This is a genomic window from Pseudoclavibacter helvolus (assembly GCF_049707175.1).
In the GTDB taxonomy this organism is placed as follows: domain Bacteria; phylum Actinomycetota; class Actinomycetes; order Actinomycetales; family Microbacteriaceae; genus Pseudoclavibacter; species Pseudoclavibacter helvolus_A.
In genome coordinates this window covers 24,120-48,742 of record NZ_JBNAFM010000014.1, presented here as the reverse complement: position 1 = coordinate 48,742, position 24,623 = coordinate 24,120, and the positions used below count along the sequence as shown (strand labels likewise).

Below are 24,623 nucleotides of genomic sequence, written 5' to 3'. Positions count from 1 at the left end.
CCGCACGTGTAGCGTCGGCCCGGTGAACGTGCCCCCGCTGCTGGCAGCCGCGACGACCAGCTACGCCGCCAACTGCACCCTGGGAGTGAGCGTCGCCACTGGCGTCGTTCGCACTGGACGCTGGCACTGGATCCACCACGCCCTCTACATCTGCACGTCAGCGCTCACCCTCACCGCCGGAATTGCGCTCCTCACGAGCCGAGACGAGCGGAACCGCCGCGCCGGTGCGCTTCTCCTCCCGACCGCCGTCCCGCTCGCCGCGATCCCCTTCGCCGGAACCCACTCACGACGACACCCGGCCGTTGCCCTCGCCGCGGCCCCCTTCTACGCGCTCGCGCTGCGCGCATCCGCTCGGAGTAACTAACTCGACCCGTCCCGCGCGAACCGTCCCGCGCGAACCTTCAAGCTCGCACCATCGCGCTCGCGCGAGTTGCGCCCGCCGCGGTCTCAGGCAAGGTCCTCTTACCCAGACCCTCCCTCACGGCCCGAGATTTTGTTTCAGGCGGATGCGCCAGACTCTGCGCATGGAATTCCTTGACGTGCTGCGTCGCCGCAAGACCACCAACGGCCCGTTCCTCCCAGACCCCGTCAGCGAGGAACATCAGCGCCTCCTCATTGAAGTCGCCAGCCGGGCCCCCTCGCAGCTCAACAGCCAACCGTGGCGGTTCGTCGTCGTCGAAGCGCGCGAAACGATCGACGCGATCGCCCGCATCAGCGGCGAGAGCATGACCACCGCCATGAGCAACGGCACCTTCTTCGAACGCTACAAGCCGTACTTCCGCTTCTCGAAAGAGGAGATGGAACAGCGACGCGACGGCATGCTGTTCGACAAGCTTCCGGCACCGCTCCGCCCCTTCACGGGTCAGGTCTTCACGAAGCGCGGCCAGTTCCTCATGAACTCGCTCCGCGTGCCGCAAACCCTCGGCGAAGAGAACCGGAAACTCGTCGCCGGCTCCCCGCTGCTGCTCGGCGTCATGCTCGACCGCGCCGAGTACCGCCCCGGCGAACTGTCGTCGTTTTACTCCGTCTTCAGCATGGGCGCGGCCATGGAGAACATCTGGCTCACCACGGGCGAAATCGGCATGGGCATCCAGTTCGTGTCCTTCCCCATGGAAGTGCCGGGCCAATGGGACAAGATCGTCAACCTCCTCAAAGTCCCCGACGAGTTCGAGCTCATGGCCGTCTACCGCCTCGGCTACCTCCCCAAGGAACAGCGGCGCCCAGCCATCGACTGGTCCTCCCACCAGCGCAAGCTTCCCTCGCAATACGTGTTCCGCGACACCTGCGAGACCCCGCAGCAGGGGTGGGACGAGGCGCCCGCCGGTCAGTGACCGCGGGCGGCGGATGCTCGCGACGCTGAACCGAGGTGCGCAACGGCGACGCTCAAGCGAGGCGCGGACCCGCGCGCCTCAACCGCGTCGCGGACCTCCGCGCCTCAACCGCGTCGCGGACCTCCGCGTCGCCGCCTCGCGCCTCGGTCGTCCGCATCCCAGAACCGCGCCTCGGACTCCCGCGGATTCGTTAGCGCACGTCGGAATTCTGGAGCGCCGTTCGCGCGATCTCACCGGAGAGCACGAGCTCGGCAACTGCCTCGATTTCTGGGCTGAGGAAGCGGTCCGGGCCGGCGCCGGGTGAGACGGTCGAGACGAGGTCGCGCACGGCGCCCGTCGCCCGACCTGGTTCGAGTGGAGCCCGGAGTTCCAGAGCACGTGCCCCGGTCAGCACCTCGATCGCGAGCACCCTGCCGAGTCCGTCGATGGCGCGGCGCAGCTTCCGTGCCGCGGACCAGCCCATCGACACGTGGTCCTCCTGCATCGCCGACGATGGAATGGAGTCGACGGACGCCGGCACCGCAAGCCGCTTGAGTTCCGACACGATGCCGGCCGCCGCGTACTGCGCGATCATGAGTCCCGAGTCGACGCCGACCTCGTGCGCGAGGAACGGCGGCAACCCGCGGTTGCGGGCAGGGTCGAGGGCGCGATCGGTGCGCCGCTCCGAGATGCTCGCGACGTCGGCGGCCGCGATGGCGAGGAAGTCGAGCACGTACGCGACCGGCGCTCCGTGGAAGTTGCCGTTCGACGCGACCCGACCATCCACAGTCACCACCGGGTTGTCGACGGCGGATGCGAGCTCCCGGGATGCGATGAGCGTGGCGTGCGCGACCGTGTCGCGAGCCGCCCCGTGCACCTGGGGTGAGCATCGGAGCGAGTACGCGTCTTGCACGCGGCCGTCCTCGGCGCCCCGGTGGCTCGCAATGATCGGGGACTCGGCGAGGAAACGGCGGAGGTTCGCGGCCGAGTCGCCCTGCCCCAGCTGAGGACGGAGCGCCTGCAGGTCTGCGGCGAACACCGCGTCGGTCGCGAGCTGGCTCTCCACCGACATGGCGGCGGCGAGGTCGGCCGTCGTCAGGAGCATCTCGAGGTCGTGGATGGCGAGCAGCAGCATCCCGAGCATCCCGTCGGTGCCGTTGATGAGCGCGAGGCCCTCCTTCTCGCGGAGCACCAGGGGCGTAATGCCGGATGCGATGAGCGCGTCCCGGGCGTCTACCTCGGTGCCGGATGCGTCGCGCACCGTGCCCTCGCCGGTCGCGGCGAGCGCCAGGTGCGACAGCGGGGCCAGGTCGCCGGAGCAGCCGAGCGAGCCGTACTCCCGCACGATCGGGGTGATGCCCGCGTTCAGCATCGCCGCGTACGTCTCGACGACCACCGGCCGCACGCCCGTGCGCCCCGTCGCCAGCGTCTGCAGGCGCAGCAGCTGCAACGCTCTGACAACTTCCCGTTCGATCTCCGGGCCCGTCCCGGCCGCGTGCGAGCGCACGAGGCTCGCCTGCAACTGCACGCGAAGCTCCGGTGCGATGAAGGTCGTCGCGAGCGCACCGAACCCGGTCGAGATGCCGTAGTGCGGGTTCGGGTCGTCGGCGAGGCGCTCGATGAGCTCGCGCGTGCGCCCGACTTCGGCGATCGCGGTGGGGGCGACGTCGACGCGGGCGCCGTGCCGCGCGACCGCGACAACTTCGCCGGGCTCGAGCGGTCGCAGGCCGAGAGTGACGTGCCCTGGGCGGGAGGGATCGTTCTGGCTGGTGAAGGGCGCTGCTGTGCTCATGAAGTCGATTCCACCTCACCCGTTGCGCGGCGTCTGCCGGGCGAGGAGACTCTCTGTCTGTGATCTCAGACAGCGCGGACCGAGGGGCCGACCGGCGCCCCCGCGCGCCGCTGACCGTCGCCGCGCCGACCGCCGTCGCGGTGTCTCGGAGATCCGTGTCCAACAGGAGTGCAAATTCGGCGCCAAACGCGCCCGAGGGCCCGTTTCGGCGGCATATTGCACTGTGGTTGGTCAGCGCCTGCGCCAACCTGGTCTGCACCACCGCTGCGAAGGGCCAAGCGCGTGACTGAGGGCAGCGGCGGGGTGGCCGCCAGGGCCCAGGTGCCCGCGGCCGATCAGACGCTCGCGATCCTCAGCTTCATGAGCCGTCAGCGGGGTCCCGTCGCGGCGAGCACGATCGCGACGCAGCTCGGCATCCCGCGATCAAGCGTCTACCACTTGCTGACGACGCTCCTTGAGCATCGTTTTGTCGTGCACCTTCGGGGCGAGCGGCGCTGGGGCCTCGGCACGGCCGCGTTCGAGCTGGCCGGCGGTTACGCGCGGCAGGAGCCGCTCGCGCGCATCGGGCATCCAGTGGTCGCCGACCTCGTCGACCAGGTCGGCGAGAGCGCCCATCTCGCGGTGATGAGCGGCCGCGACGTGCTCTACATCGTCGACGAGCGCGCTCCGCGCAGGCCGGTGCTCGTCGCGGAGGTCGGGGTTCGGCTGCCCGCGCACCTCACCGCATCCGGTCGCGCAATGCTCGCCGCGATGCCGCAGAAACAGGTGCGGGCCCTGTACCCAGACGCGTCGTCGTTCGCCGACCGCACGGGGCGCGGGCCGAAGCGGCCGGGCGAGCTCCGGGCGCTGCTCGACACGGTGCGAGGCGGCGCGCTCGCGTCTGAGAACGGGGAGGTGTCGATCGGGATGCGGTCCGTCGGCATGCCGGTGCTCGATCATGCCGGGTGGCCCGCAGCCGCCATCGCCGTGACGTGGTCGGATGAGCGACCTCAGGACGAGGGGCGGCTGCGGGCACTGCTCGAACAGGGGGCGGCGGAGATCAGACGTCGCATTCGCGGCGGCTGATCTCGCGCCGTGACCCAGCCGGGGTGCCGTGACTCAGCTGAGGTGCGGCGGGTTGCTGGTGTCTGGCTCGTAGTCGCGGGTGCCCAGGGGGTGTTTGCGACGCTGCCGCGCGCTCTTGTACATCGTGACGGCGCCGTAGCCGGCTGCGAAGCCGCCGACCCAGGTCAGCGCGTGGAGGTACGCCGGTCCGCCCATGAGGTCGGCGATGAGTGCGATGACGCCGAGCGCGAGCCCCGCGACGAGGTAGCCGAGGGCCAAGCCTTCCTGTCGAGTCATGGCCGTGTCCTCAGACCGCGCAGGCGAAGGGGCTCACCGTGACGGAGTCAACGGAGTCCGGTGCCAGCGAGTAGCCCTCGGGGAGCGTGAAGGTTGCCCCGAGGCTAGTGACTTCGCCGCCGACGTTGGCGAAGGTGACGACCACGAAGTCGCCGGCTGCGACCGGGCTTGGGAGCGTGACGGTGCCGAAGCCGGTCACGGTGTAGACCTCGCCGTTGGCGCGGAGTTCGATCTGGGTCGACTCGGCACCGCCGTCGAGCGCGAAGACGGTGCCGGCGGGGAAGCCGACCTCGCCGGTCGTGGAGAAGCGGGCCGCCGGGGTGATGGTTTCGAGCTGGCACTCGGCTTCGCCCGTCGAGAAGATCTGGGTCGTGGCGGATGCGCTCGCGGTGGGGGCGACGGCGGCGACGGCGGGGGTCGTCCAGGCGGCGGTCAGGAGCGTGCGCCGTTCGATTGCAGACATGGGGGATCCTTCTGGGGAGGGGTGGGGGAATGTGCCTGCGTTGTCTGAGGAAGCTTGCGCTCAAGGGGGACGGCGCGAACGAGAGCGAGACTGAGGGTAAGGCCCAGAACTCGTGACCCGGGGACCCTTGCGCGCGGCGATTCTTCTGCGCTAAGAGTTTTGTGTCCGCTGGCTGGCTTCGCCTCAGCCCCGGGCGTTGTGTGTTCGGGGCTTCCCGGGCGTCCGCCTAGGCTCGTGCAATGACGAATCGCGGACCGGCTCGGCCTCCGCTTGGTCGTGGGTTCGCTCGCCTCTGGGGTTCGGCGGGGCTCTCGAATCTCGCGGATGGTGTGCTCAAGACTGCCGTTCCGCTCATCGCGTTGCAGTACACCGACGCGCCGCTCCTGCTCGGGCTTGTCGCCGCTGCCATGTCGCTGCCGTGGCTGCTGTTCGCGCTGCTCGCGGGGGCGATCGCAGACCGAGGCGACCGCCGCATCCTGATGGTCGCCGCGAACATTGTTCGCGCGGCTGTCCTCGCGGCCGGTGCTCTCGCCGTGTGGGTGGATGCGGGCAGCGTCTGGCTGCTCGCGGCCGTCGCGTTCTGTGTCGGGTCGATGGAGACGGTGTACGACACCTCTGCGCAGTCGATCGTGCCGCAGTTGGTGGGCAAGGGTGACCTGGTGCGCGCGAACGCGAGGCTGACGACGGTCGAGCTCACAACGAACCAGTTCGTGGGACCGCCTCTGGGTGGTGTGCTCGTGGCTGCGGGCGCGGCGGTCGCGTTGGTCGTCCCTGGTGCGATGTGGCTGGCTGCGCTGCTTGTGTTGCTGGCGGTCCCCGGTTCCTTCCGCATTGCCCGACCCGCGCGAACGACCATTGCGGCCGATGTCGGCGAGGGCCTCCGCTTCCTCTGGCGCAGCACCCAGCTGCGCACGCTCGCGCTCATGGTCGGCCTCGTGAGCCTCACCATCAGCGCCGCTTTCACGGTGTTGCCGCTCTTCGCGACGCGCAGCGGCGAGGGTGCTGATGTTGGGCTCGGGCTCTCCGAAGTCGGCTACGGCGTGCTGCTCGCGGTCTCCGCGGTCGGCGGGGTGCTCGGCGCGACCCTCGCAGCCCCGATCGTGCGGGGGATCGGGCGCACGGCATCCCTAACCCTCACGATCGCATCGATCGTGGTGCTTGTCGGCATTGGCGCGGTCACCGAGCATCCAGCTCTGGTGGGTGCCGCGCTCGCGGTGGGGAGCGCGGGGATCTCGATCTGGAACGTCATCACGGTCTCGTTCCGCCAGCGCGTCACTCCTGGTGCGCTCCTGGGGCGGGTCAACAGCGCCTACCGTCTGCTCGCCTGGGGCACCATGCCGATCGGGGCCGTGCTCGGGGGCATCGTCGCGGATGCGGTCGGCGTGCAGGCCATGTTCGCGATCGCCGCAGGGGTGGTCGCGCTCGCCTTCCTCGGGCTGTTCGTCGTGAACGGACGCACGATGCAGTCGGCAGAGGACGCGGCCGACGGCGCCGACTGACTGTCGCTCGCACTCGCGAACGCGGGCCCGCGCATCCACCAGGAAAGGAGGAACCTGGTGGATGCGCGGGCCCGCGTTGGTCGTGCGAGGTTGGAACCCGCGGCGCCGGTCGGAGCAACGCCGGTCGGAGACCCCGGCGCTGCGATCTTCGCCGGCTGCCGCTTAGCCGCGCCCCTGCACGGCGTAGGGGTTGAGGATGGCCTCTTCCGTTCCGGGGAGGATGCCCTCTTCGGTGGCGGTGGGGTGGGCTGCGTCGGGCGGGAACGACTCGGTCATCGAGAGTGGCATGGCGCCGTTGCGGTAGAGGTTGTTGGAGCCGGTGGAGGGCTTCCAGTCGTTGGGCTCCCAGTCGGGCACGTAGTTGCGGTAGCCGCCGGTGTTGACCTCGATGCGCATGCCGCTGGGGTCGCGCAGGTAGAGGAAGCTCTGCTCGCCGATGCCGTGGATGGAGGGGCCGTATTCGATGGGGATGTTGTTCTCCATGAGCACGTCAGCGCCCTGGAGGAGCTCTTCGCGGGTGTCGACCCAGTAGGCGTAGTGGTTGATGCGGCCGGGTCGCGACGAGCTGTCGAGCACAACGCCGAGGTCGTGCGACTTCTCGTTGGTGGTGAGCACGGAGAAGACGGTGACGGGGTGGTCGTCGAGCACTGTGTAGGCCATGATGCGGAAGCCGAGGACCTCGTTGTACCACTTGGCGAAGCCGCGCACGTCGGAGGCTGCGACGGTGACGTGGTCGAGCTGGCGGGGGCCGACGGCGTGCTTGGTGCGCTTCTCGGGGCGGTCGGGGAAAACGGAGGCGTGCTCGGCGTCTGCCTGGTACTTCTCGACGTCCCAGTAGAGCTCCATGGTGTGGCCGTAGGGGCCGGTGAAGGTATACGACTTGCCGTGGCCGACGCTGCCGTCGGCCCAGGTGCCCTGCACGCCGGCGGCTTCGATGCGCTTGGCTGCTTCGTCGAGCGCTTCGGCGCTGGAGGTGCGCCAGCCCATGACGTTGAGGGCGGCTTCGGGGCCTTCGGCGATGACGAGGCTGTACGTGTAGTAGTCGCCCCACGAGCGGAGGTAGACCTTGTCGTTCTCGCGTGCGACGACGCGCAGGCCGAACTCGTTCTCGTAGAACTTCACCGAGGCTTCGACGTCTGGCGTCGCGATCTCGATGTGCGAGAGGTGGGAGAGCAGTTTGATCATCATCGATCCTTTTCGTCTGGTCTGGTGCAGTGCGTCTGTGGCGGTGTCGGCCGCGGTGTGCGCGCGCCCCGCTTGGTCACAACACAACTTTCGTCTCGAATCCACATATCAGGGAAGCTGAAGTTCATGATGCCGAGCATCATCGATGTGGATGCAGTGGGTCGCGGTTAGCATGGCGGCATGGCCGGTGGCGGTGGTGACGAGCGCAGTGTGGCGCAGAAGCTGTTCGCGATCGCCGACGCGTTCGCGGCGCGGGAGGAGTTGACGCTCACGCAGGTCGCGGCGGCGGCGAACCTGCCCGTGTCGACGGCGCACCGGATGCTCGCATCCTGGGTCGAGTGGGGTGGCCTTGAGCGTTCCGACTCCGGCACCTACCGGGTCGGCATCAAGCTCTGGCGGCTCGCGGCGCGGCGCACGACCGTTGAACGGCTGCGCGCGATCGCGCGCCCCTATCTCGAGGACCTTCTGGAGTCGACGGGCGAGAACGTGCACATCGCGGTGCGCGACGGCCTGGGTGCTGTCTACCTCGAGCGCCTCTCGGGCCCGGCCGCGGTGCGCGTCATCTCTGACGTCGGCACGCGCCTGCCGCTGCACGCGACGGGCGTTGGGCTCGTGCTGCTCGCGCATTCGCCGCTCGAGGTCTTCGACGAGGTGGTCGCGTCGAAGCCGCGCCAGTACCTACCGAACACCATCACCGACCCGAAGGCCCTGCGGCGTCGGCTCGCCGAGATCCGTGCGACGGGCCTCTCGAAGTCGGTTGAGGAGATGACGCCTGGCGTGTTCTCGATGGCGTCGCCGGTGGTGGATGCGCACGGCGAGGTTGTCGCGGCCGTGTCGATCATCGCGCACGTCGAGCGCCTCAATGAGCCGCAGTTTGCGCTCGGGGTGCGCATGGCTGCGCGGGGAATCTCGGGGGCACTCGGGCGCTGAGGGTGCCCGGGGGTGCTCAGTTGGCACTCGAGCATTGTCTGAAACCGACGCGAAGCTCGCGCGTTCCTTGTGGATGCCGATAAATGTAGCTAGGCTAACTACATGACTTCCGCTACCTCCACCCCCAGCACAGAGAAGTCCGTCAAGCCGTCGACTTCTGACCGTTATTGGGACGCGTACCAGCAGCGCACCCTCCCCAAAGAGCTCCTTGCTCTCTGCGCGATTGGTGCCACGCTCAGCGTCGGCTTCATCGCCGCCGTCTCGACGTTCCTCTGATCCGCCCGGCCGCCCGCGCCCATGACCGAGGTCTCGAACAGCCGCGAGCAGTCGTCGACGACTCGCGAGCATCCCGTGTCGACGCCCGGTGACGACGCGTCGGAGGCCGTCGACGAGCTCCGCCGCGCAGAAGCCCGCCTCGGGAGGCGCAGGCAGGCGACCGGGGAGCTGAGCGAAACCGACCGCACTGCGATGCGATTCGTCCTCGAGCGTGCCGGTCGAGGAGACCGCACCAACCCGAGCGACCTCGCCGAGTACCTCGACGTGTCGAGCGCATCCGTCACCATGCTCGTACAGCGCCTCGGGGAGGTCGGCCTCGTGCGTGCGGTTCCCGACCCGGACGACCGCCGCCGCAAGCTCATCGTGCCCGTGGAGGCCGGCATGGACGCCGACGAGATCGACCCGGTCACCGGGCAGATCCGGCACCTCTCCGAAGACCTCTCGCCCCAAGAGGCGAAACTCGTCTCCCTGTACCTCGACCGGGTCACCGCGGTCGTCGACGGCGAATCGTCGAACGGCTGACGCAGCGCTCTCGCTGACCGCTCTTGCGCGCGAGGCCGTGTGTATCCGCTCAGGTGCATCCGCTCACTGTGCATCCGCTTACTGCCCATGCACTCACGCGCATGCGCTCAAACGAAGAGGTGCCCGCGGGGCCGGCCAGGACGTCCAAATCGAAGCCGGCCCCGCGGGCGGGTCGGCCGCTCGCAGAAGCGACCGAGTCTTGAATCCTGTGGTGGCTAACGCTTCTTGCCGAGCACGTGGATGGCTCCCGTCGTGACGCCGACTTCGAGCTTCTCGAGGGTCACACCGCGGGTTTCCGGCACCTGCGTGATGGTGAACAACAACGCGACCGCGCCGATGCCCGCGAAGAGGAAGAAGACGCCGCTGATGCCCATGCCGGCGATGAGGCTCGGGAAATACAGGGCGAGGAAGCCGTTCGTCATCCAGCCGAAGAACACGGAGACGCCGATGCCGAAACCGCGCATGTGCAGCGGGAAGATCTCGGCGAGGTAGACCCACACGGCGACATTGAGGAACGTCTGCATCGACGCGACAAACGCGACCACCAGGATGAGGATCACGAACGGACGAGCCGGGTTGCCGACCGGCAGAGCCAGGGATGCGGCGCCGATCAGCACATGACAGGTGGTCGTGAGCGTGAGGCCGATCGCGAAGGTCTTGCGGCGGTCGACGCGGTCCATCATGTACAGCGCGATGAACCCGCCGATCACGGCAACGACGCCCGGCGCGATGTTCGCGATGAGTGCCGCAGACTCCTCGAAGCCCGACTCGATGAGTACGACCTGGCCGTAGTACATGATCGAGTTGATGCCAGTGAGCTGCTGCATCATCGAGACGCCAATGCCGATGAGCAGAATGCGGACGAGCCACTTGTTGGTGAGCACCGCGCTGAGTCCGACCTTCGCCGCCGTCTGCTCCTCTTGAGTGACCTGCTCGACCTCACCGAGTTCGGCGATCGCCCGCTCCTCGGAACGCACCGTCTTGAGCACGGCCAGCGCATCCGCGTGACGGCCCTTCTCGACGAGCCAGCGGGGCGACTCCGGCATGCGCAGCATGCCAAAGAACAGGCAGATCGCGGGGATCGCGCACACCGCGAACATGATGCGCCAGACGCCGTCGAGGTGGCCGAGCGTGTTGCCGAGAATCGCGTTGATCACGAACGCCGAGAGCTGGCCCGTAACGATGGCCACCTCGTTGCGGCCCGTGATCGAGCCGCGGATTTCGAACGGTGCGAGCTCGGCGAGGTAGACCGGGACCACCGTGGATGCGCCGCCGACGGCCAGGCCGAGCATGATTCGTCCCACGACCAGGAGCGCGAAGCCGGGCGAGGCGACAACGACAACCGTGCCCACGAAGAAGAGGATCGCGAGGATGATGATGGTGCGGCGGCGGCCGATCGCGTCCGAGATGCGGCCGCCGAACAGCGCGCCGACGGCAGCCGCGAAGACGAGCGAACTCGTGACGACGCCCTCAGTGAATGCATCGAGGCCGATCTCGGCGGCCATCGGGCGCAGCGCGCCGTTGATGACGCCCGTGTCGTAGCCGAACAGCAGACCGCCGAAGCAAGCGACGATCGAGATGAGGCCGAGTCGCTTGCGATACGGGCCTGGGGTGAGCTTGGGCAGGGTCGTCTCCGACGCTGATGCCCCGTGCGTGGAAGTGATGAGAACTCCTTTGTCTCTGCGAGTGGTGCGCCGCGTTCGCGGTCGAGGTGAGGTCGACCGCTGGCCCGCGGCGGGGCCGATTGGAGGCAACCTTATACGTACTAGACGCCGAGCGCTAGTACGTAATAGTCTCGTCCTGCTGGGCGCACCCAGCAGCACAGTGTCGTGTCGGCACCGCCGTCCTCAGGAGAACCACCATGTCGAAGAACCCCCTCGTCCGCGTCGCCCTCATCGGGGCGGGGCGCATCGGCAGCAATCACGCCAAGCTGATCGCCCAGGACATCCCCAACGCAGAGCTCATCGCCATCGCCGACCCCGTCGACGGTGCAGCAACGTCGCTCGCCGAGACGCTCGGCGTCGAGCAGTCATACACCGACATCGCCGAGCTCCTCGCTCGCCCCGATCTCGAAGCGGTCGTCATCACCGCGCCCGCGCGCTTCCACACCGCGCTGGTCGAGCAGGCTGCCGCGGCAGGCAAGGCCGTCTTCTGCGAGAAGCCCACGGGCGTCTCGCTCGAGGAGCTGCGCCGCGTCGAAGCCGCCGTCGACCAGCACCGAATCGTGTTCCAAGTTGGCTTCAACCGTCGCTACGCGAACGGGTTCCCCGAGCTGCGCGCCGCGCTCGACGCCGGCGCCCTCGGCACGCCGCAGCTGCTGCGTTCGGTGACCCGCGACCCCGGCCTCGCCAACCCCGCTGCGGTCCCGCCGTTCACGATCTTCCTCGAGACCCTGATCCACGACTTCGACACCCTCAACTTCTTCAACCCGGGGGCCAAGGCCACGCAGGTCTACGCCGTGGCCGACGCGCTCGTCGCCCCGGACTTCAAAGACAAGGGCCTGCTCGACACGTCGGTCGTCACGATCCGCTACGACAACGGCGCGATCGCCACGGCGGAGGCGAACTTCTCTGCCGCTTACGGCTACGACACCCGCGCCGAGGTCTTCGGCAGCGCCGGCATGGCCACCGCCGGCGAGCTCGCCGCCTCGAGCCTCCGCCTCTACGGCGCGGCTGGCGCATCTTTCGACACGGTCAGGGCCGACACGCAGCTCATGCGCGCCGCCTACACAGGTGAGCTGCAGGCGTTCGTGAACGCCGTCGCCGGCAGCGAGAGCGCCCGCCCCGGCACCGACGCCGCCGTCGAGGCGATGGTCATCGCGCTCGCCTGCATCGAGTCGGTCAAGAACGGCGCACCGGTCGAGGTCGTCCGATGAGCGAGCCCATCGCTGACACTCAGAGTGACGTCAGCCCCGAAACGCTCGCAAACGGGGTGCCTGAAGCCGCCACGTCACCATTTGTGCTCGCCGCGTGCGCCGAGATGCTCTTCCTCGACCTGCCCTTCGAGGAACGGGTGCGCCGCATCGACGATGCCGGGTTCGAGGTCGAGATCTGGCGGTGGTGGGAGAAGGACCTCGACTCGCTCGCCGCCACCGGCGCCACGTTCGGCTCGATGTCGGGCTACATCCGCGGTGAGCTCATCGACCCGGACGGTGCCGACGCGATCGTCGCCACCGCGCGCGAGTCGCTTGAGGCGGCGCAGGTGCTGAGCGTGCCGCGCCTGGTCATCCACGGCACGGGCCTCGACGACAACGGCCTGCCCGTGCGTCCGAGCGAGCACACCACCCCTGCCGACTGGCTCGCAGCGCTCCGCACGCTCGAGCGGCTCGCGAAGCTCGGCGAGGAGTACGGCAAGGTCTTTACGCTCGAGAACCTGAACCACGCGATCGACCACCCTGGCGTCCCGTTCAACCGCGCCGCCGACACGATCGCGCTCGTCGCGGCGGTCGATAGCCCGCACCTCCGACTCAACCTCGACCTGTACCACGCGCAGATCGGCGAGGGTGATCTCGTCGACCTATGCGGACGCGCGCTGCCGTACATCGGCGAGATCCAGGTGGCGGATGTGCCGGGCCGCTGCGAGCCCGGCACGGGCGAGATCCACTACCCGCGGGTCGCGCGGGCCCTCCACGAGCTGGGCTACACGGGAGTCGTCGCGATGGAGGCGTTTGCGTCTGCCGACTCCGACCTCGCGCTCCGGCGGTTCCGGGAGGCCTTTAGCATCGACGTATGAGTGACGCCGACGCACGAGACGCCCGCCGCCCGGCGAGACCGGGCGGCGGCAAGCGCGTCACGATGCGCGACGTCGCCGACGCGGCGGGCGTCTCGCAGCCGCTGGTCTCGATCGTGATGCGCGACGTGCCGGGGGCGAGTGCCGAGTCGCGCGCGCATGTGCTCGAGGTCGCGGCGCGCCTCGGCTATCGCCGGGACGAGCGCGCGCGGATGCTCAAGCAGGGTCGTTCGCGCCTCGTCGGCATCGTGTTCCACGCTGCCCAGCCGTTCCACGGCGAGCTCATCGACGAGCTGCAGCTTGCGGCGCGGGAGGCCGGTTACAACGTGTCGCTCGCCGCGGTCACCAAGCGGCGGGGTGAGGCGGATGCGATCGAGGCGCTCCTCGGCGAGCGGGTCGAGGGTCTCGTGTTGCTCGGTGCCTCGCTGCCTGAGGTCGAGCTTGATCGCATCGCCGACGAGGTTCCGGTGGTCGCCGTCGCGAGCCAGTACTCGTCCGATCGGTTCGACAGCGTCTCCATGGACGACGCGCGCGGCACTGAGCTCGCCGTGCAGCACCTGCGCGAGCGGGGGCACACGCGCATCCTGTACCTGGGGGCGCCTGGGGTCTCCGGCGACGAGCTGAGGCGTGCCGCGTTCCTGCGGGCGGCCGAGGCGGCTGGGCTCGCGGATGCGGTCGGCGTCGTCGCTGGCGGGGCCTCCGAAGCGGCCGGGGCAGCGGCGATCGAGGACGCGCTCAAGCGCCACCCGGAGACGACCGCCGTGATCGCCTTCAACGATCGCAGCGCGCAGGGGGTCGTCGCGCAGGCGCGCCTCCTCGGCAAGCGCGTCCCTGAAGACCTCGCGGTTGTCGGCTTCGACAACTCCGAGCAGGCCGACCTGCCGTACCTGCAACTCACGAGCCTCGCGCAGGACCCGGCGCAGCTCGCATCCGCTGCCGTGGAGATGGTGGTGGAGCGCGTGGATGCGAACGACAAAGGTCAGGCGATGAACAACGGCGAGCACCGGGTGCTGCCGACGAAGCTTGTGGTGCGGTTGAGCAGCGGGTCGCCCGATCAGTAGCGCGTGCCAAACTTGCGGCATGAAGATAGCGCTCGCGATCTCGGCTGGCGTCTTCCTGCTCGGCGTTACCGGAGTCGCCGTGGGCGCCGGCTACGGACATCTTTCGCGACTCGACCCGAGCCTCGGGCCCGCGTGGTTCCCCAACTTCGCGCTCGCGGCAGGCTACTGGGGGATGCTCCTGCTGGTGCTGAGTATTCCCGCCGTGGTCGTGCTTGGGCTGCTCAGCTTGTTCCAGATAGCTCGTGCGGATGCGAAGAAGTCCACGTCCGCGATTCGCGAACCGGAGCCTCGTCCTGCAGGCCGATCCAGTTCGTAGCCGCGCAAGACCCGCCTCGTCCACGAGGGAGGGGCACCCCGACGCAGCGCGTCGAGATGCCCCTCGGACCGACCTCAGTGTTTACGGGAACAGCTGGTTGACCTGCTCCGCTGCCTGCTTGAGCGTGTTCTCGTCGCCCTGGCCAAGGAGGACCGCCTCGACGGCTGGCTCCATGATGGCGAGGATCGAGCTCCAGTTGTTGGCGATCGGGGCCTCGACGTACTCGCCCGCCTCGAACGCGTCGTAGTAGACCGAGACGTCGATGCCGGCTGCATCGAAGGCCTCACGGGCCTTCTCGCTTGAGGTCTCGACGGCCGGGAAGACGACCGCTGCTTCAGCCACGATGTCCTGGCAGTCGGCGGTGGCCAGGTAGGCCACCAGCTTCTTCGACGCCTCCGGGTGCTCGGTGCTCGCGATGACGGAGTCCGCCAGGCCGTTCATGACACCCGCGCGGTCGCCGCTCGGCCCGACCGGAAGTGGTGCGATGCCGGTCTCAACGCCGGTCATGCCGAAGTACGCCTTGGCGTTCCAGCTGCCGTCGGTGACGAGCGCGTAGCGTCCGGCGCCGTAGGCCTCCTGGATGCTGGTGCCGGAGATCGCCGACTCGTACCCGGGCATGTAGCCCTTGTCGATCAGGCCAGACCACCATTCGATGGTCTCGATGTACTTCTCGTCGGCGTAGTTGAATTCGGTGCCGAACGGGTTCTGGTTGGCGTAGGTCCAGTCGTTTGTTAGCGCGTACGGGCTCCACTGGGTCTGACCGAAGGCGCCGATGCCGGACTTGGCTTTGAGGCCGAGGCCGTAGACGGCCACGTTGTTCTTGTCGAAGCCTGCTTCGTCGCCGCGCACGCCGTTCGCGTCGACGGTGAGGTGGGCGATGGTCTTCTCCCAGGTGCCGCCGTCATCCGGGTTCCAGTCGAGGGTGTTGAGGTCCTCCGGCGTGTATCCGGCTTCGGTGAGGTAGTCGGTGTTGAAGAGCGTTGCGACCGTGTCCCAGTCTTTCGGGAGGCCGTAGCGCTTGCCGTCTTCGCCGATCCATCGTTCCGCGAGGCCGTCGCGGAACGACTCGAGGTCGACCTCCACGTCGTCGAGGTCGAGCAGCGACCCGGAGGTCGCGAGCTCAGGGTAGAAGGAAGCGTGGTTGGTGATGACGTCTGGTGCGTCGCCGCCCACGAGGCTGGTCGTCAGCGTCTCGAAGTAGTCGTTCCAGCCGACCTGCTCGATCTGCACTGAGATCTCCGGGTTGGCTTCGGTGAAGTCGGCGATGCACTGTTCGTAGCTGGGGAGCTGGTTGGAGTCCCACAGCCAGTAGCGCAGCGACGCGGCTTCGGAGCCGCCGTCGCCGCCGGCGCTGGCACCGGAGCAGGCGGTGGCTGCGAACAGCGTGCCGGTCACGACCGCGGCGATGGCGATCTTCTTGGCGTTCTTCATTGAGTGCCTTTCGATTCGTGTGGTGCGAGGGGAGGGGCGGGTCATTTTGTGCCCGAGTACCCGATGGAGTTGATGATGCGCTTGCCGAGGAGGAGGAAGAGGATGATCACGGGGAGGGCCGCGATGAGCGTCGCCGCCATGAGGCCGGCCCAGTCGGGTCCGCCCTGTGGGGTCTGCGATCGGAAGACGCCGAGTGCCACGGTGAGCACGCGCACGTCTTCTGCGCGCCCGACGACCAGCGGCCAGAAGTACTCGTTCCAGCTGTTGATGTAGGTGAGGATGGCGAGGGTCGCGATGGGCGAGGCCGTGAGCGGCAACGCGATCGACGTGAAGCGGCGGATGTGGCCGGCCCCGTCGAGAATGGCGGCCTCTTCGACCTCGCGGTTGATGCCGAGGAAGAACTGGCGCAGGAAGAAGATCGCGAACGGAGTCATCAGCATTGTCGGGAGCGCGATGCCGAGGTGCGTGTTGAGCAGTCCGAGGTCGCGGATGGTGATGAAGTTCGGGATGGTCGTGAAGATGACCGGCACCATGAGGGCGCAGAGCAGGATGCCGAAGACGAGGTCGCGCCCGACCCACTTCAGCCGTGCGAACGCGTAGGCGGCCATCGAGCAGAAGACCACTTGGCCGACGGTGATGAGCGTTGCGACGATCACGGAGTTGCGCAGGTATAGCCAGAAGTCGATCGAGGCGCCGGATCCGCCTTCGGCCATCGACTCTTCGGTGGTGGCGAGCCCGAGCACCCGCTTGTACGCGCCGAGGGTGAAGTCGACGGGGAACGGGTTGCCTGGGCTGCCCGCGAGGGAGAGGTTGTTCGACAGGGAGGTGCGGAGCATCCAGTAGAAGGGGAACAGGGTGACCAGCAGCAGGATCCACAGCAGCACCCACGCCGCGATTCGGCCGATGGATCGCTTCTTCCGAGGCGGGGTGTTGTCGGGCGCTGACGCTGCTGTCTCGGTCGACGGCGGCGTCGGCTCCTGGCTCTGGCTGGCGCGTGAACGTTTCGTCATGGTCATGGTGTCATCCCAGGTCGGTCTGGTTGGCGCGGGTGGCCCGCAGCTGGATGTACGTGAACACGGCGAGCAGCACGAACAACGCCACGGCGAGCGCCGAGCCGTATCCGAAGTCACCCCGCGTGAAGGCCACGTCGTAGATGTAGTAGTTGATGACTCGTGTGGCGTTCACGGGGCCGCCGCCGGTGGTGACCGCGACAGTGTCGAACACCTGGAAGGCACCGGTGACTGTGATCACCAGGACCATCGCGAGGATGGGGCGCAGGAGCGGCAGGGTGATGCTGCGGAACATCCGCACCTCGCCTGCACCGTCGATCGCGCCGGCCTCGTAGACGTCGCGCGGGATCATCTGGAGCCCGGCGAAGATGAGCAGCGCGGTGTAGCCGAGGTGGCGCCACACGTTGATGAACGCGATGGTCGGAATGGCCCAGGCTTGGTCGCCGAGGAACGCGACGCGGTCGAGGCCCAGCCAGGCGATGAGCTCGTTGATGGGCCCGATCTGGTAGTCGAACAGGTAGAACCAGACGAGCGCCGCGATGACGTTCGCGATCATGTACGGCAGCAGGGCGATGCCTCGGATCACCAGCGACTGCGTGAGCCGGTGCAGCAGCACCGCGACGCCGAGCGCGAGGATCGTCTGGAAGCCGATGTTGAGCAGCACGTAGTAGACGGTGACGCCGAGCGCGTTCCAGAACACTTCGTCGGCGAACATACGCGTGTAGTTGTCGAGGCCGACCCATTCGGGGGCGGTGAGCAGGTTGTACTTCGTGAAGCTGAAGTACGCGCCGCGCAGCGCGGGCCAGACGAAGAACGCGGCGAACCCGATGATCGCCGGTGCGGCGAACAGCCAGCCGGCGAGGTTCTCCCTGCCGAGCTGGCGGGGCCGGCGCTGCCGCTTCTTGCCCTTGGGTGCGATTGCGAGGCTCTCGGTTGCCATCAGTCCTCCTCGCCCGCCCGCGTTGCGCGGATGAGCAGTGCGTGGTCGGGGGCCAAAGCCGGCAGCTGGATTCCGGCGTGGCCGAGCGCCTCGCCGGTGGTGCGGACGCCAGTGCTCCACCATGCGGGAAGCGGGTGGCCGTTGTATTGCAGCACTCCGTCCGCGGGTGCGGCGGCGCTCACGTCGTAGAGGGCGGCCGGGTCGAGCCCGGGGAGCGTGACCGCCCCTGGAGGGGCTCCGACGCCGGTCGCGACCGCCGCGACCGAGAAGAGCGCATCCGCTCGATCCTGCGCGACGACGCCGCGGATGCTGAGAGCGGGGTCTGGGTGGTCGCCGCGCACGACGTCGCCGGTGTGCAGGAGCGGGCGGAGCTGCTTGTAGAGCGCAACCCAGCCGCGGAGGGCCTCGAGTTCCTCCGGGCTTGCCTCGCGGAGATCCCATTCGATCCCGAGGTTCGACATCAGCGCCGTCATCGCGCGGTAGGACAGGGCGTGGCGTCGCTTCGTGGCGTGCGCGATGCTCGAGCCGATGTGCGACCCGAGCAGTTCCGGCGGGACCGTGACGCTCGTCCACAGGTCAATGCGCTGGCGCTCGTGGGCGTCGATGCAGTCGCTCGCCCAGATGCGGTCGGCGCGCTCGAGCACTTCGAGGTCGGCGCGGGCGCCGCCGGAGGAGCACGACTCGATCTCGAGATCGGGGAACTCGGCGTGGAGCTCGTCGAGGAGCCGGTAGAACGCGAGGGTCTGACCGTGCACCGCGGCGCGGCCGCCGTCGTGACCGGCGTCGGTGAGGTCACGGTTGTGGTCCCACTTGATGAAGGCGAGGTCGAGCTCGCGCACGAGGCCGACGATGGCGTCTTTCACGTGTGCGTAAGCGGCGGGGTTCTGCAGGTCGAGCACCTGCTGGTAGCGCGAGGTCGGCGGTTGCCGGTGGCCTGGGGAGAGGATCCACTCGGGGTTCGCGCGGGCCGCGTCGCTCTCTGGGTTGATCATCTCCGGTTCGAACCACAGCCCGAACTCCATCCCGAGCCCGCGCACGTGCTCGGCGAGCGGGAGCAGCCCGTCGGGCCAGATCGAGCGGTCGACGGTCCAATCGCCCAGGCCGGACTGCTTGCTGCGGCGCCCGAGGAACCAGCCGTCGTCGAGCACGAAGCGCTCAACCCCGACCCCTGCGGCTTTCGTCGCGAGCTCGAAGACCGCGTCGGGCTGATGGTCGAAGTAGACCGCTTCCCACGTGTTGAGGACCACCGGTCGGGGCGTCGCGCGGTGGCGATCCCGCGCGCGGAGGTGCTGGTGGAAGCGTCGGCCGACGCCGTCGATGCCCTCGCCGTAGGAGCCGTAGATCCACGGAGTTGTGTACTCCGCCCCAGTGGCGAGCTCGACTTCGCCTGGAAGGAGGATCTCCTCACCTCCGAGGATCGTGCGTCCGTTGGTCTGACGCTCGACGAACGTGCGGTGGTTGCCGCTCCAGGCTGTCTGTGCGGCCCACACTTCGCCGTGGCGGAAGCCGAAGCCGTCGGTTCCCACGGCGTACAGCAGGCTCGCGTCGTGGCCGGTGCGCCCGTGGCGGCCTTCGCGCGCGTGGGTGCCGACCGTGAGCGCGTGCCGCTGCGCCTGGGCTTCGCGCATGTGGCGCCCGGCGAAGTCGAGCACCTCGCCAGCACGCGTCGGCACGGGGAAGCCCAGCCGCACCGCATCGACGGTGTAGGGGCTTGCGCCGGCGTTGCGCACGGTGAGGCGGGTGCGTACGAGGCCGGAGGTCAGCAGGTCGATGATCAGTTCGGCGTCGATCTCGAGGGCCTGGTCGGCCAGGGTGGTGACGAGGCGGGTCTGGATGCGAGGGTCACTCGGGGCCTGCAGCTCGACAGAGCGCGTGGAGAGTTGCAGCGCGAAGTCGCGCCCCTGCCGGTGCCCCTCGATGCCGGGCGCGCCCACCCAGCCGCGGCTCGCATCCGGGACGACGCTAAACGGCACCGGGGTGTCGATGCTGTTCGAGGCGATCTGCGACTGGCTTGCGTCGGCGAACGCCTCGCGGCCAGCGGCGTCGAGGCCAAGGGGGCGGCCCCAGTGGACGATGCGCGGCACCTGCTCCGACCGCGCATCCACGATCACCTGTACGTCTGCGCCGTTCAACTCGAGAACGCGCGGCTCCATGTATTCCATCAGCACCATTGCCTTTCGGGGGTAGCCATGATTATTGCAACAGAAAACACTTTTGTCAATGAGCTCGCTGTTCCGGCGGCAAACCACGCGTATTGCCGCTGATGCCACCGCCATCACTACTGCCACGGTAGCCAGAGGCAGCATTTGTGTTTCACGCCGAAACGCTGGAGCGGTACCATGAAGCCCATGGGGATGAACGAAACCGGGACGCAGACCATCGACACTGCCCGCGCCGTCGCGCGCGCTGTTGTGTTGCATGGGCCCATCTCGCGGAGCGAGGTGGCGCGTCGACTCGGGCTCTCGCCCGCGAGCATGACCCGGCTCGCCAAACCGCTCATCGAACAGCGCCTGCTGGTTGAGGCGGACGCCATCGCCGACCCCGTCCATGGTCGCCTGGTTCGCCCGCTCGATGTCGCACCGACGCTGCGGTTCATCGGCGTGAAGATCGCCGTCGACGCGGTCCACGGCGTGCTGACGGATGCGCGTGCGTCGATTCTCGCGCGTGTCGACGAAGCGCTGCCCACGTCGACTCCGGATGATGTCGTCCGCGTCGCCGCAGCGGTGATCGCCCGCCTGGCTGAGGGTGAAACGGTGCACAGCGTGGGGGTCTCCCTCGGTGGGCACACCGACGACCATTCCAGCGTTGTCCTGTCGCGCAGCCTTGGCTGGCGCCAGGTGCCGCTCGGCGAACGGCTGACTGCGGAGTCGGGGCTGCCGGTCATCGTCGAGAACGACGTCACCGCTCTGACCGTCGCGCAGCACCTCTTCTCCGCTGACCGCGACAGTCAGCGCTTCGCGCTGGTCACCGTGGGCGTGGGGGTCGGCTGCGGGCTCGTCATCAACGGAGACGTGGTGCGGCAGCTCGACGCCGCATCTCCGTCGCCGAGCATGCTGATCTTGAACCCGTCCGGGCCGACGGTGCCGGAGGGGCCGCGGGGGAGCGCACTCGCGTACCTGGCCTCCTCGAACGTCGCGATCGCCGCATCCGCCGCCTGTGGCCGCCTGCTCTCGTTTGACGAGGTCATCGAGCTTGCTCGGGCGGGTGACCCCGGGGCGTTGCCCGTCGTGACCGAGGCCGCGGCCTACCTCGGCCGCTTCATCGCGAGCATCGCGACCATGTCGTACGTGACGCGCTTCATCCTCTCCGGCGAGGGCATCGCGATCGCCGAGGTCGGGGCCGACGCCATGCACGCGGCGATCTCGGAGTCGCGCCCCTCGTGGAGCACCGAGCTCGACACCGAGATCGTGCCCACGACCATGAGCGACTGGGCGCGGGGCGCCGCATCCGTCGCGATCTGGGCGATGATCGAGCGCTACTCCGCCGACGACCGCTGGTAGGAGACACCGCGTACGGCCTCGACGAGGCCCTCGTCGTCGCCGATGTTGCCCGGCACGAGCGCGAGCGGGATGCGCGTAGTGTCGTCGGCAGGCTGCCACACGATGCCCGCGCCGACGCGCCCGCGCACGATCGCGCGTTCGATGCGCATCGCGCGCGTGGCGATGTCGCTCGAGGTAATCCCGCCCTTCGCCACCACGAAGGCGACGGGGAACCGCTCCATCGTGCGACGCGTCACGGCCACGAGTGTGTCGGACACCCGGCGTGCGAACGCGAGGCTGCGGTCGGGGTCGCTGAAGGTGCGCGCCACGCGGCCGGTCGCGATCACCACGTGTGACGAGGCGAGCCCCGCGGCGGCGTGTGATGCGAGGCGCTCGATGATCGCATCCACCGCGGCTGCGTTCGCGTCGACGAGGTCATCGACGTCGAGCTCGAGGAGCGTGACGTCGGGCTCCTCGAGCAGTCGGGCGAGCTGACGGGTCGTCTGTGCCACGTGCGATCCGACGATGATGAGGCCCCCGGCGTGAGGCGCGGCGCCGTGGCGGGGGAGCTCGGTGCTCACCGGAAGGCCGAGCAGTGCAGGCAGGATGCCGGGGCTCGCGCGGATCAGCGTGCGATCCGCGTTCGGGTCGGCTTCGCTCAGGGCCGCGGCGATGGTTGCGAGGTCAGCGTCGTCCTCGGCATCGCAGGCGAGCCACGAGCCCCGTGCCTCTCGCACGCCGGAAGCGACGCGGTCAGGGGTCACGACGACGATGTCGTCGCTCGTGAGGTCACCCGAAGAGCGTTCGGCGACCAGCTCGGGAAGGAACGAGGTCGTGTAGCCGAACGTCGCGTCCTGCGCGAAGTGCGACTCGTGGGCCGGGGCCTCACCGTCGGCGTCTCGCAGCAGGTGCACGCCGTCGCGCGTGATGCGCCCGGCGCGCGGGAAGGCGGGCACGAAGACGGTCATCGCCGGAGCGGGTGCCCCGACCTCGCGGAGCGCTGAACGGATGGCCGCGGGCTCGGCGAAAATGTGCCCGCGCAGCGTCGAATCGCTCCGGCTCACGAACCGAACGGGGCGCGACCCGGCCGCCCGGATGACTTCGGTGACGATGGTCTTCGTCAGCGCGACCATCGCCGGCTCGTCCAGGCTTCTGGTGTTGGTGAGGACGAAGAAGCCAAGCGGCGAGGTGTCGAAGGCCCATCGGAGGTTCTCGGGGGTGGGTGACGTGATCACCGGGATGTCCGCGACGGCTTGGGTGCCGGTCGGGTCGTCGTCGAGGATGACGACGGTCGGCCTGGTCATGCGGCGTCGGCCAGTCTGCCGGCAATGTCGAGGGCATTGAACATCGACGCGGTATCGGCCTGGCCGGTGCCGACGATGTCGAACGCGGTGCCGTGCGCTGGGGTGGCGATCGCGATGCCGAGACCTGCCTCGACGGTCACGCCGCCCGCGAACCCCATCGCCTTGAGTGCGAGCTGGCCCTGGTCGTGGAACATCGTCACGATGCCCTCGTAGCCGCGGCGCTTCGCCGTCACGAAGAGCGTGTCGGCAGGGAACGGGCCTTCGACGTTAAGACCCTGGGCGGCTGCCGCCTTCACGGCGGGCGCGATGATGTCGATTTCCTCGGTGCCGAAGCTGCCGTTCTCACCCCCGTGCGGGTTGAGGGCGCACACCGCGAGCTTCGGGTTCTCGAAGCCAGCCGCACGCATCTGCTCCGAGAGGAGACGCGTGACGGCGATGATGCGTTCCTCGGTGATGAGGTCAGCGACCGCGCGGAGCGGCACGTGCGAGGTCACCCGCGACGTCCACAGGCCCGCTGTCGCGTTCAGTTCCGAGACCTCGGTTGCCGACTGCAGCTGGCCCTCGAACCAGCGCATCTCGTCGTACTCCTTCATGCCGGAGGCGTGCAGGGACGCCTTGTTCAAAGGGGCGAAGACGAGCGCGTCGGCGTCGCCGGTCTCGATCGCGTCGAGCGCGGCGCGGAGGGCGCGCAGGGCCCAGCGCCCGGATTCGCCGTGCACCTCGCCGACCGGGGTCGATGGGAAGTCGGGAAGGAGGCGCAGCTCGACCCCATCGGCCGTCAGGAACGCATCCATCGAGTCGCGCAGGCCCGCGTGCTCGAACCCGCGTCGAAGTTCTTCTTCCGCTGCGAAAACGATCAGGTCATCGCCGTCACCGTTGCTCCGACGCGCGATTGTGCGCGCAAGCAGCTCAGGGCCGACTCCTGCGGGGTCTCCAGCTGTGATGGCAATGCGCCTGCGCTGGGGAGAGTTGTCGATCGTCATTGATCCGCCTTTCGGTATGTGTTCCGTCGCGGAAAGCATAACAGGGTGGGTTGCCGGATGATCGGGGGTATTCGCGCGTTGTCCGTCGGCCGTATCTCCTTGACCCTCACGTCGCGTCAGGCTCTACGGTGGCGCGCATGACTCTCTCGATCGTCGACACCGATGCCGCCCTCGAAGCCGTGCTGCTGGCACCCGAAGTGCAGCGTGAAGCGAGGATGCGTGACCTCCTCGCGCCGATGGCCGACCAGTTCCGCTACTTCCCGGGCGAGGTGGACCTCGTGCAGATGCATCTCGTGAGCTTCGGATGCGCGCTCGACCGGCACGCCGCCGAGACGCGGTCGGCGTTGGCCCGCTTCCGCGAGCACGACGCGTGGCGGCGCATCGAGGACGCGCTCCGCGCCGCGATCGACGTGCAGGCGGCCGCGACCCCGGGCATCCTGATCCCGGATCTCTCGGTACTGCTCGTTCCCGGCGACGTCGGCGACGCCCACTTCATGGGGCCCCTTCGTGGCTTCAGTGGCAACGGCAGTGCGACCGGCTTCATCTCGCTCACCGTCTGGCCGACCGACGAGAACCTCGCGCGACTGGAGGCGGCTGCGGTCCACGAGCTCAATCACAACCTGCGCTATGCGCCCGGCGGGGTGGTGTGGGATCCGAGCGCCGTGACGGTGGGCGAGCAGGTCGTCTCGGAGGGGCTGGCGGATGCGTTCGCTCGGCAGCTGTACGGCGAGGCCGGCTACACGCCCATCGGTGTCCCGCACCTGCGGGACGAGGCCGTGCTGCGGAAGGTGGCGTCAGGTCTCGGCGTGCAGGGCATGCAGAACTTCACCGCGTGGGTGCACGGGGATGCGTCTGCCGTGCGGTTCGGCGTCGCCCCGGTCGGGCTGCCGACGGGGGCCGGATACGCGGCGGGCAACCGCCTCGTCGACGCCTACTTGGAGGCGAGCGGGCAGACCGCTGCCGAGGCGCTGCACGTCCCCAGCGCCGACGTCATCAGGGTCGGTGCTTCAGGTCTTTGCGCCACCGGGACGGGGGCCGAGCTGTAGTCGACG

The 24,623-nt window shown here is 68.7% G+C and carries 24 protein-coding genes; 13 read left to right on the top strand and 11 right to left on the bottom strand.

All coding sequences use genetic code 11. The annotated features are described in order from the left end of the window. The first annotated feature begins 22 nt into the window (after positions 1 to 22). Positions 23 to 364, top strand: a complete 342-nt coding sequence (locus ACPYN9_RS12275) for a hypothetical protein (protein WP_424466814.1) — start codon at positions 23 to 25, stop codon at positions 362 to 364. A gap of 160 nt (positions 365 to 524) precedes the next feature. Then, positions 525 to 1,331: a nitroreductase family protein gene (locus tag ACPYN9_RS12270; protein WP_424466813.1), complete on the top strand. Its 807-nt coding sequence runs from the start codon at positions 525 to 527 to the stop codon at positions 1,329 to 1,331. A gap of 190 nt (positions 1,332 to 1,521) precedes the next feature. Here ACPYN9_RS12270 and hutH read toward each other — a convergent pair whose 3' ends face one another. After that, positions 1,522 to 3,102, bottom strand: a complete 1,581-nt coding sequence (gene hutH, locus ACPYN9_RS12265; protein ID WP_424466812.1) for a histidine ammonia-lyase — start codon at positions 3,100 to 3,102, stop codon at positions 1,522 to 1,524. 282 nt (positions 3,103 to 3,384) lie between these two features. On the opposite strand from hutH, the gene ACPYN9_RS12260 reads away from it, so the two are divergent. Further along, positions 3,385 to 4,167 carry an IclR family transcriptional regulator gene (locus ACPYN9_RS12260; RefSeq protein WP_424466811.1) on the top strand — a complete coding sequence of 261 codons (783 nt, stop codon included), beginning with the start codon at positions 3,385 to 3,387 and terminating at the stop codon, positions 4,165 to 4,167. A 33-nt stretch (positions 4,168 to 4,200) separates the two neighbouring features. Here ACPYN9_RS12260 and ACPYN9_RS12255 read toward each other — a convergent pair whose 3' ends face one another. Both ACPYN9_RS12255 and ACPYN9_RS12250 read right to left on the bottom strand, forming a co-directional pair. After that, positions 4,201 to 4,443, bottom strand: a complete 243-nt coding sequence (locus ACPYN9_RS12255; protein WP_424466810.1) for a hypothetical protein — start codon at positions 4,441 to 4,443, stop codon at positions 4,201 to 4,203. Positions 4,444 to 4,453: 10 nt separating this feature from the next. After that, positions 4,454 to 4,906, bottom strand: a complete 453-nt coding sequence (locus tag ACPYN9_RS12250) for a hypothetical protein (RefSeq protein WP_424466809.1) — start codon at positions 4,904 to 4,906, stop codon at positions 4,454 to 4,456. Positions 4,907 to 5,145: 239 nt separating this feature from the next. Here ACPYN9_RS12250 and ACPYN9_RS12245 point away from each other — a divergent pair, with 239 nt between their 5' ends. Beyond that, positions 5,146 to 6,405, top strand: coding sequence for an MFS transporter (locus ACPYN9_RS12245; protein ID WP_424466808.1), 1,260 nt, complete (start codon positions 5,146 to 5,148; stop codon positions 6,403 to 6,405). A gap of 162 nt (positions 6,406 to 6,567) precedes the next feature. Here ACPYN9_RS12245 and ACPYN9_RS12240 read toward each other — a convergent pair whose 3' ends face one another. Beyond that, positions 6,568 to 7,590, bottom strand: a complete 1,023-nt coding sequence (locus tag ACPYN9_RS12240) for a VOC family protein (RefSeq protein WP_424466807.1) — start codon at positions 7,588 to 7,590, stop codon at positions 6,568 to 6,570. 180 nt (positions 7,591 to 7,770) lie between these two features. On the opposite strand from ACPYN9_RS12240, the gene ACPYN9_RS12235 reads away from it, so the two are divergent. The 3 genes from ACPYN9_RS12235 (at position 7,771) to ACPYN9_RS12225 (ending at position 9,318) form a co-directional block, all read left to right on the top strand. Further along, on the top strand, positions 7,771 to 8,520 hold the full coding sequence (locus ACPYN9_RS12235; RefSeq protein ID WP_424466806.1) for an IclR family transcriptional regulator: 750 nt from the start codon (positions 7,771 to 7,773) through the stop codon (positions 8,518 to 8,520). Between the two features lie 102 nt (positions 8,521 to 8,622). Then, positions 8,623 to 8,796 carry a hypothetical protein gene (locus ACPYN9_RS12230; protein ID WP_424466805.1) on the top strand — a complete coding sequence of 58 codons (174 nt, stop codon included), beginning with the start codon at positions 8,623 to 8,625 and terminating at the stop codon, positions 8,794 to 8,796. 21 nt (positions 8,797 to 8,817) lie between these two features. Next, a complete protein-coding gene (locus ACPYN9_RS12225) occupies positions 8,818 to 9,318 on the top strand; it encodes a MarR family winged helix-turn-helix transcriptional regulator (protein WP_424466804.1) in 501 nt (166 codons plus the stop codon). 215 nt (positions 9,319 to 9,533) lie between these two features. On the opposite strand, the gene ACPYN9_RS12220 is transcribed toward ACPYN9_RS12225, so the two are convergent. Next, positions 9,534 to 10,982 (bottom strand): sugar porter family MFS transporter, encoded by a 1,449-nt coding sequence (locus tag ACPYN9_RS12220; RefSeq protein ID WP_424466882.1) that lies wholly within the window; start codon positions 10,980 to 10,982, stop codon positions 9,534 to 9,536. 197 nt (positions 10,983 to 11,179) lie between these two features. Here ACPYN9_RS12220 and ACPYN9_RS12215 point away from each other — a divergent pair, with 197 nt between their 5' ends. The 4 genes from ACPYN9_RS12215 (at position 11,180) to ACPYN9_RS12200 (ending at position 14,424) form a co-directional block, all read left to right on the top strand. Further along, entirely contained in the window at positions 11,180 to 12,193 is a 1,014-nt protein-coding gene (locus tag ACPYN9_RS12215; protein ID WP_424466803.1) for a Gfo/Idh/MocA family oxidoreductase, read from the top strand. 104 nt (positions 12,194 to 12,297) lie between these two features. Continuing rightward, complete coding sequence (locus ACPYN9_RS12210; RefSeq protein WP_424466881.1) at positions 12,298 to 13,050, top strand: TIM barrel protein; 753 nt, start codon at positions 12,298 to 12,300, stop codon at positions 13,048 to 13,050. After that, positions 13,047 to 14,108, top strand: coding sequence for a LacI family DNA-binding transcriptional regulator (locus ACPYN9_RS12205; protein ID WP_424466802.1), 1,062 nt, complete (start codon positions 13,047 to 13,049; stop codon positions 14,106 to 14,108). Before ACPYN9_RS12210 ends, ACPYN9_RS12205 begins: the two co-directional genes overlap by 4 nt. Positions 14,109 to 14,127: 19 nt before the next feature. Then, on the top strand, positions 14,128 to 14,424 hold the full coding sequence (locus ACPYN9_RS12200) for a hypothetical protein (RefSeq protein WP_424466801.1): 297 nt from the start codon (positions 14,128 to 14,130) through the stop codon (positions 14,422 to 14,424). An 81-nt stretch (positions 14,425 to 14,505) separates the two neighbouring features. On the opposite strand, the gene ACPYN9_RS12195 is transcribed toward ACPYN9_RS12200, so the two are convergent. Genes ACPYN9_RS12195 through ACPYN9_RS12180 form a run of 4 tightly spaced genes read right to left on the bottom strand, consistent with a single transcriptional unit; the run spans position 14,506 to position 19,967 of the window. Then, complete coding sequence (locus ACPYN9_RS12195) at positions 14,506 to 15,855, bottom strand: ABC transporter substrate-binding protein (RefSeq protein ID WP_424466800.1); 1,350 nt, start codon at positions 15,853 to 15,855, stop codon at positions 14,506 to 14,508. A 41-nt stretch (positions 15,856 to 15,896) separates the two neighbouring features. Further along, positions 15,897 to 16,865, bottom strand: coding sequence for a carbohydrate ABC transporter permease (locus tag ACPYN9_RS12190; protein ID WP_424466799.1), 969 nt, complete (start codon positions 16,863 to 16,865; stop codon positions 15,897 to 15,899). A gap of 10 nt (positions 16,866 to 16,875) precedes the next feature. Beyond that, a complete protein-coding gene (locus tag ACPYN9_RS12185) occupies positions 16,876 to 17,805 on the bottom strand; it encodes a carbohydrate ABC transporter permease (RefSeq protein ID WP_424466798.1) in 930 nt (309 codons plus the stop codon). After that, the gene (locus tag ACPYN9_RS12180) at positions 17,805 to 19,967 is read right to left on the bottom strand and encodes an alpha-galactosidase (RefSeq protein ID WP_424466797.1); all 2,163 of its coding nucleotides are present in this window, start codon (positions 19,965 to 19,967) and stop codon (positions 17,805 to 17,807) included. The genes ACPYN9_RS12185 and ACPYN9_RS12180 overlap by 1 nt, the downstream gene beginning before the upstream one ends. A 186-nt stretch (positions 19,968 to 20,153) precedes the next feature. Between ACPYN9_RS12180 and ACPYN9_RS12175 the strand changes: the two genes are divergently transcribed. Beyond that, positions 20,154 to 21,305 (top strand): ROK family protein, encoded by a 1,152-nt coding sequence (locus ACPYN9_RS12175; protein WP_424466796.1) that lies wholly within the window; start codon positions 20,154 to 20,156, stop codon positions 21,303 to 21,305. On the opposite strand, the gene ACPYN9_RS12170 is transcribed toward ACPYN9_RS12175, so the two are convergent. Continuing rightward, complete coding sequence (locus tag ACPYN9_RS12170) at positions 21,281 to 22,588, bottom strand: four-carbon acid sugar kinase family protein (protein ID WP_424466795.1); 1,308 nt, start codon at positions 22,586 to 22,588, stop codon at positions 21,281 to 21,283. The two genes, ACPYN9_RS12175 and ACPYN9_RS12170, sit on opposite strands and share 25 nt — an antisense overlap. After that, positions 22,585 to 23,571, bottom strand: a complete 987-nt coding sequence (locus ACPYN9_RS12165) for a 4-hydroxythreonine-4-phosphate dehydrogenase PdxA (protein ID WP_424466794.1) — start codon at positions 23,569 to 23,571, stop codon at positions 22,585 to 22,587. Before ACPYN9_RS12165 ends, ACPYN9_RS12170 begins: the two co-directional genes overlap by 4 nt. Before the next feature lie 137 nt (positions 23,572 to 23,708). Here ACPYN9_RS12165 and ACPYN9_RS12160 point away from each other — a divergent pair, with 137 nt between their 5' ends. Then, positions 23,709 to 24,617: a DUF2268 domain-containing protein gene (locus ACPYN9_RS12160; RefSeq protein WP_424466793.1), complete on the top strand. Its 909-nt coding sequence runs from the start codon at positions 23,709 to 23,711 to the stop codon at positions 24,615 to 24,617. Positions 24,618 to 24,623 lie beyond the last annotated feature (6 nt).

Coding starts and splice junctions, on each gene's coding strand:
- ACPYN9_RS12270 (WP_424466813.1), top strand. CDS start 525: ATGGAATTCCTTGACGTGCTGCGTCGCCGCAAGACCACCAACGGCCCG.
- hutH (WP_424466812.1), bottom strand. CDS start 3,102: ATGAGCACAGCAGCGCCCTTCACCAGCCAGAACGATCCCTCCCGCCCA.
- ACPYN9_RS12255 (WP_424466810.1), bottom strand. CDS start 4,443: ATGACTCGACAGGAAGGCTTGGCCCTCGGCTACCTCGTCGCGGGGCTC.
- ACPYN9_RS12250 (WP_424466809.1), bottom strand. CDS start 4,906: ATGTCTGCAATCGAACGGCGCACGCTCCTGACCGCCGCCTGGACGACC.
- ACPYN9_RS12245 (WP_424466808.1), top strand. CDS start 5,146: ATGACGAATCGCGGACCGGCTCGGCCTCCGCTTGGTCGTGGGTTCGCT.
- ACPYN9_RS12240 (WP_424466807.1), bottom strand. CDS start 7,590: ATGATCAAACTGCTCTCCCACCTCTCGCACATCGAGATCGCGACGCCA.
- ACPYN9_RS12235 (WP_424466806.1), top strand. CDS start 7,771: ATGGCCGGTGGCGGTGGTGACGAGCGCAGTGTGGCGCAGAAGCTGTTC.
- ACPYN9_RS12230 (WP_424466805.1), top strand. CDS start 8,623: ATGACTTCCGCTACCTCCACCCCCAGCACAGAGAAGTCCGTCAAGCCG.
- ACPYN9_RS12225 (WP_424466804.1), top strand. CDS start 8,818: ATGACCGAGGTCTCGAACAGCCGCGAGCAGTCGTCGACGACTCGCGAG.
- ACPYN9_RS12215 (WP_424466803.1), top strand. CDS start 11,180: ATGTCGAAGAACCCCCTCGTCCGCGTCGCCCTCATCGGGGCGGGGCGC.
- ACPYN9_RS12210 (WP_424466881.1), top strand. CDS start 12,298: ATGCTCTTCCTCGACCTGCCCTTCGAGGAACGGGTGCGCCGCATCGAC.
- ACPYN9_RS12205 (WP_424466802.1), top strand. CDS start 13,047: ATGAGTGACGCCGACGCACGAGACGCCCGCCGCCCGGCGAGACCGGGC.
- ACPYN9_RS12200 (WP_424466801.1), top strand. CDS start 14,128: ATGAAGATAGCGCTCGCGATCTCGGCTGGCGTCTTCCTGCTCGGCGTT.
- ACPYN9_RS12195 (WP_424466800.1), bottom strand. CDS start 15,855: ATGAAGAACGCCAAGAAGATCGCCATCGCCGCGGTCGTGACCGGCACG.
- ACPYN9_RS12190 (WP_424466799.1), bottom strand. CDS start 16,865: ATGACGAAACGTTCACGCGCCAGCCAGAGCCAGGAGCCGACGCCGCCG.
- ACPYN9_RS12185 (WP_424466798.1), bottom strand. CDS start 17,805: ATGGCAACCGAGAGCCTCGCAATCGCACCCAAGGGCAAGAAGCGGCAG.
- ACPYN9_RS12180 (WP_424466797.1), bottom strand. CDS start 19,967: ATGGAATACATGGAGCCGCGCGTTCTCGAGTTGAACGGCGCAGACGTA.
- ACPYN9_RS12175 (WP_424466796.1), top strand. CDS start 20,154: ATGGGGATGAACGAAACCGGGACGCAGACCATCGACACTGCCCGCGCC.
- ACPYN9_RS12170 (WP_424466795.1), bottom strand. CDS start 22,588: ATGACCAGGCCGACCGTCGTCATCCTCGACGACGACCCGACCGGCACC.
- ACPYN9_RS12165 (WP_424466794.1), bottom strand. CDS start 23,571: ATGACGATCGACAACTCTCCCCAGCGCAGGCGCATTGCCATCACAGCT.
- ACPYN9_RS12160 (WP_424466793.1), top strand. CDS start 23,709: ATGACTCTCTCGATCGTCGACACCGATGCCGCCCTCGAAGCCGTGCTG.